We start from the raw sequence: 5024 nt of genomic DNA, 5'->3' as shown, positions 1-5024 counted from the left end.
ACATATATGTCACTCGCAATATCTACTCTCTTTTAGATCTTTATTTATTCCAGTAAAATATTGTGTTGCTGGTAAACGAGAGGGTAAACTACTAGAGGGTAAACTACTAGAGGGTAAGCTACTAGAGGGTAAGCTACTAGAGGATGAGCTAGAGGATGAGCTAGAGGATGAGGGAGAGGATGAGGGAGAGGGAGAGGATGAGGGAGAGAGTAAACCGTAATGATCAATTGTATGAATCATCTTGGAAATTTTCTCCACACTTAAAATGTATTGAATAATGTCTTGTACATAATCGGAGGTAGAATTAATATTATGGTTTGTAATATTAAACCATATATCTTTAATACAATCGGTAAAAATCCTACATTCAAGCGTTAATTGTATCCTTGCTAATACCCACTTATTATTCTGCTTAAGGTGACAAGGCAAAAGTATAAGATGTTTTATACATTTTTGATCATATATCTGATTCTTCAATATATGATTCTGCAATAATAAGAATTTCCTAACCCCTCCTAATGCAAGCTCAATAAGCAATGCTATACATTTTTTATCATTATCTTCGTTACCATCGATATCCAATGCAGGGCATAAAGTAACACTACAATCATCTTTATTCTTAAAAAGTTCCACAGGCTGACCCTTATACTGAATCGTAACTAATACTGGAGCGTTTTCTTCTACTGGAGCGTTTTCTTCTACTGGAGCGTTTTCTTCTAAGCAGTTAAACTTTTCTTTAAAAAATTCAATTTTGGAACCATGCTTCTTTTTGGAACCATGCTTCTTTTTGGAACCATGCTTCTTTTTGGAACCATGCTTCTTTTTGGAACCATGCTTCTTACAATTTTCTAATCGTTCACGTTCACAAGATTCTATTAAATAATTCTTCCAAGTAGATATAACAGAAATATCATGCAAACCTATATACAAAGGACCAGCATTATCCACACCTACAGAGAAAGAACAAATATTATTCCCTAATAAACATAAAAAAAACAATAAAAAATTTCTTTTGAAACGCATAGCTATAACCAAGAAATGGTAGTAAATAGTTAGTAAATAAATTAAATATATTGTAGCAAGTAAAGTTAAGCTTTAATCTAAAATGCCTACACTTGCTCACGCCCGTATCTATGTACCGCAAACTGCCGCAGTTTACTGAAATTTTCAATAATATCCTAATAGCGCTTTACAGCTAGCCTTATACGCTACATAATCTTCCTTTGTAAGCATGCAAGGGCGAATCATAGCACTAGGCATTCTTTTTATTAAAGTCAGATAAACAAAATAGGCCTCGAGCTTATCAGTAAAAAGACCCATTCGAACAGTATAATAAGGCTGTCTGTAATTGAACTCAGGGACATAGGTAGATTGAAGCGTACGGACTAGCTCCTGCGCTTCTAATGCTGCTGCTCTACTGTTGCCCATATAGACCTGTATGGTATAGAATTTTAAACTATTCATGCGTTTATAAGCTATTTTTCGTTTTGCTAAAAGGCTTTCTAAATATTGGGTTTGGTCCCATTGCATGGTCAAGGGTAACAGCGGCTCTTTTTTTTCTTTTTTTGCACGCTTACAAAATTCCATCCTATATGGAGCAAGATTTTCTTCATAATGCTTTTTTTTTAGCTTCCATGCATGAGAGGTACCACCCATAGCCTTTGGATGTGCCATAACCATAACAAAGAGTAAAAAGGTCCATATTACATAACGCATCATCATTGTTTTTGAAATATTTTAAACATATTATCTGCTCCCTGAAAATAAATCCAATATGGGCATTGCTACTATTCCATAGATTTATAGACTATTGGTTTACAACAAAATGTCTATTTTCCATATTACATCACCGCAGGGAGACCGTTGCAATAGAAAATTGCAACAATTGTATGATACAAATTTAGAGTTTTTTATAAGTTTACAGTGCTAAAATAGTATGGTTTATGTCCTTTTTAAGACTTTTATAATAACACAGGGAAATTATGCTACTTTTGTAGCCTAAATACATAAGATTCATTAAATTGCTGAATCTATTCTTTGTATAAAAGTAATTTTTTATGCAAAAAAATACTAACTGTTTTTCACCCCTTTTTATGCTCGATAGAACCGTTCCTCCAAAATTTAAAGAGATTGAAAATATCAATTTCTCGTGGCCCGTACGGCATCTACTCCGCAATGATATTCCACTTTATGTGCTCAATATGGGTAGTCAGCCGGTTATAGAAGTAGAATTAATTTTCAAATCTGGTAGCTGCTACGAGGTCTATCCAGGTGCAGCTTATTTTACCGCTTCCATGTTGCTAGAGGGAACTACAAGCAAAAGCACCCAGGATATTGCCCATATTATGGATTATTATGGTGCAACCATTAGTGCTCGATCCCAAGCAGATTTTTGCTATCTATCGCTTTCTACCCTCTCTAAGCATCTTAGTCCCATGTTAGAACTGTTGGTAGAGATGCTCTTGACCTCTAACTTTCCCAAAAAATCGCTTAAATTGTTGAAAAATGTAAAATCTCAAGCCATTCAAATGGTAGATAAGAAGTATGATTGTATTGCTTATAAGCGGTTTTGTGCATCTATCTTTACAAAAGAACACCCTTATGGAAGACATTTAACTGTGCAAGATGTAGCCAATATCCAATTAGAAGATTTACATTACCATTATGAAAAGCTGTTTTTTTCTGATTGTTCTGCTTTTGTTAGTGGTCAGGTGACAACAGCAGCCTTGCAATTAATAAAAGCATCCCTAGAACATTTGACCCAAAAACAAGGCATCCAAGGCAATCAGCTTCTACCTGATAATATTCCCGAAAAAATAGAGGTAGTAGAGGGACAACATATACAGGCTGCCATTGTCATTGGTAAAAAATTATTAGCCAAAACGGAAGTGGATTTTTTACCGATGATTACGGTAAACGAACTTTTAGGGGGCTATTTTGGTTCTCGCTTAATGCAAAATATTCGAGAAGATAAAGGTTATACCTATGGCATCCATTCTAGTATAGTAGCGTTGCAACAAGCGGGTTACTTAGCTATTACAACAGAAGTAGGCCAAGCGGTGTGGCAGCAGGCCCTCCAAGAGATATACAAAGAAATAGAAATATTGCAGCATGCATTAGTGCCAATAGAAGAGCTAAAAAAAGTTAAAAACTATCTGCTTGGTCATTTTTTAAACAGCATTAATGATCCCTTTTCTATTATGAAAAAATTTCAAGCAGCTTATCTGTATGGATTGGATCAAAATTATTACACTGCATTTTACAATCAGGTTCGTAATATAACGCCCCTAGAAATTAGAAGTTTAGCACAAAAATACTTATCTTTGGATACCTTTACAGAAGTAGTTGTAAGGTAATTTGTTAAAAAATTCATATGGGCGTATGGGGTATGGGCATGTGGGGAACTTACACAATTTGCATTTAATGCAATAAAAAGGTACGTTTGAAATACTTTAGCTTTTTATACGTTCCTCATTTTTTTTGTTGTTATTTTTTTTGTTGTTAATGCAATTTTTTATTTAAAATTTATTTAAAACACGTGGATTATATTAGTTATAAGACAAAATATGCTAACAAGCAAAGTGTTAACAAACAATGGGTTGTGGTTGATGCTTCATCACAGACGTTGGGTAGGTTAGCTAGCCAGGTTGCTTACATGATTCGTGGCAAGCATAAGCCTGATTTTACACCCCATGTAGATGGGGGAGATCATGTTATCGTGCTTAATGCTGGTAAAGTATCTTTGTCAGGTAATAAGTGGGTAAAAAAAGAGTATTATACCTATTCAGGTTATCCTGGTGGAGTAAAAAAAGCAACACCTAAAGAAGTTCAAGTTGTTAATTACAAGCGTGTTATAGAGCATGCCGTAAAGGGTATGTTGCCTAAAAACAGATTAGGGAGGAGGTTGTTCCATAATTTGCATGTTTGTGAGGGAAATGTTCATCAACATATGGCGCAAAAACCAAACGAAATAACGCTAAAATACTAATTATTAACGGATGGAAAGAGTCAATGCAGTAGGTCGAAGAAAGACCGCGGTAGCTAGGGTGTATCTTATGAAAGGAATCGGAAATGTTACCATTAACCGTAGGCAGCTTTTGGATTATTTCCCAGTAAAAGAAATTAGTCTAATGGTTAAACAACCTTTGGAAATATTAAAAATATCGGATCAGTTTGATCTGAATATTAATGTTTCTGGCGGAGGATTGAGGGGTCAAGCTGAGGCCATTCGTTTGGGAATTGCTAGAGCGCTTTGCAAATTAGATTTGGAAAATAATAGGCCTCTGTTAAAGAAGGAAGGCTTCCTCACTAGGGATGCTAGAATAGTAGAACGCAAGAAATATGGCCGTAAAAAGGCAAGGAAGAAATTCCAATTTACCAAGCGTTAGCTCTGTTTTCTGTTATTTAAGAAATTATAATTATCCATAATGATAAAATTAGAACATAAAACGCTTCTTGATGCTGGCGTCCATTTTGGTCATTTGACTAAGAAATGGCACCCTAAGATGGCTCCTTTCATTTTTATGAAGCAAAGTGGTATACATATTATCGATTTGAACAAAACCATTTCCTCTATGGAGGAGGTTGCTTTGCAGTTACACGCACTAGCAAGAGCTGGAAAAAAGATTTTGTTTGTGGCTACTAAAAAACAAGCCAAGGTTTCGGTAGAAAAAGCGGCAAAAGATTTAGCTATGCCCTATGTTACAGAAAGGTGGCTTGGTGGTACATTAACTAATTTTGTGACTATTCGGAAGCTACTCAAGCGTATGTTTTCTATAGAAAAAAATATACATACAGCTGCCTATAAAAACCTAGCCAAGAAGGAACAATTGGTTATAATGCGGGAACAAGCAAAACTCAATAGAATATTACAAGGTTTGTCCAATGTTACCAGGCTTCCCTCTGCATTGTTTGTGGTAGATATTAACAAGGAGCATATTGCAGTTAAAGAAGCTCGAAAATTAGGTATTCCAGTTTTTGCTCTTGCAGATACCAATACCAATCCAGATGCGGTTGATTTTCCT

The 5024-nt window shown here is 35.3% G+C and carries 6 protein-coding genes; 4 read left to right on the top strand and 2 right to left on the bottom strand.

The window, feature by feature from the left end:
• Positions 1-9: 9 nt before the first annotated feature.
• Together EDM02_RS00655 and EDM02_RS00650 are read right to left on the bottom strand one after the other, a co-directional pair.
• Complete coding sequence (locus tag EDM02_RS00655; protein WP_123662259.1) at positions 10-1023, bottom strand: hypothetical protein; 1014 nt, start codon at positions 1021-1023, stop codon at positions 10-12.
• Positions 1024-1167: 144 nt separating this feature from the next.
• On the bottom strand, positions 1168-1674 hold the full coding sequence (locus EDM02_RS00650) for an SPOR domain-containing protein (protein WP_221179579.1): 507 nt from the start codon (positions 1672-1674) through the stop codon (positions 1168-1170).
• A 383-nt stretch (positions 1675-2057) separates the two neighbouring features.
• On the opposite strand from EDM02_RS00650, the gene EDM02_RS00645 reads away from it, so the two are divergent.
• The 4 genes from EDM02_RS00645 to rpsB form a co-directional block, all read left to right on the top strand.
• Entirely contained in the window at positions 2058-3356 is a 1299-nt protein-coding gene (locus EDM02_RS00645; protein ID WP_123662256.1) for a M16 family metallopeptidase, read from the top strand.
• A 182-nt stretch (positions 3357-3538) separates the two neighbouring features.
• The gene (gene rplM / locus EDM02_RS00640; protein ID WP_123662254.1) at positions 3539-3988 is read left to right on the top strand and encodes a 50S ribosomal protein L13; all 450 of its coding nucleotides are present in this window, start codon (positions 3539-3541) and stop codon (positions 3986-3988) included.
• 10 nt (positions 3989-3998) lie between these two features.
• A complete protein-coding gene (gene rpsI / locus EDM02_RS00635; protein WP_123662252.1) occupies positions 3999-4388 on the top strand; it encodes a 30S ribosomal protein S9 in 390 nt (129 codons plus the stop codon).
• Positions 4389-4427: 39 nt separating this feature from the next.
• On the top strand, positions 4428-5024 hold a 597-nt coding region (gene rpsB, locus EDM02_RS05895), incomplete at its 3' end, for a 30S ribosomal protein S2 (RefSeq protein ID WP_260214914.1).

The sequence above is a fragment of the Candidatus Cardinium hertigii genome, assembly GCF_003788695.1.
Note: the sequence above shows the minus strand (reverse complement) of the source record. Positions and strands in the feature narration are given on the sequence as shown.

Bases quoted from the DNA above. Each gene is read 5' to 3' on its own strand.
- EDM02_RS00655 (WP_123662259.1), bottom strand. From the start codon at position 1,023: ATGCGTTTCAAAAGAAATTTTTTATTGTTTTTTTTATGTTTATTAGGG.
- EDM02_RS00650 (WP_221179579.1), bottom strand. From the start codon at position 1,674: ATGGCACATCCAAAGGCTATGGGTGGTACCTCTCATGCATGGAAGCTA.
- EDM02_RS00645 (WP_123662256.1), top strand. From the start codon at position 2,058: ATGCAAAAAAATACTAACTGTTTTTCACCCCTTTTTATGCTCGATAGA.
- rpsI (WP_123662252.1), top strand. From the start codon at position 3,999: ATGGAAAGAGTCAATGCAGTAGGTCGAAGAAAGACCGCGGTAGCTAGG.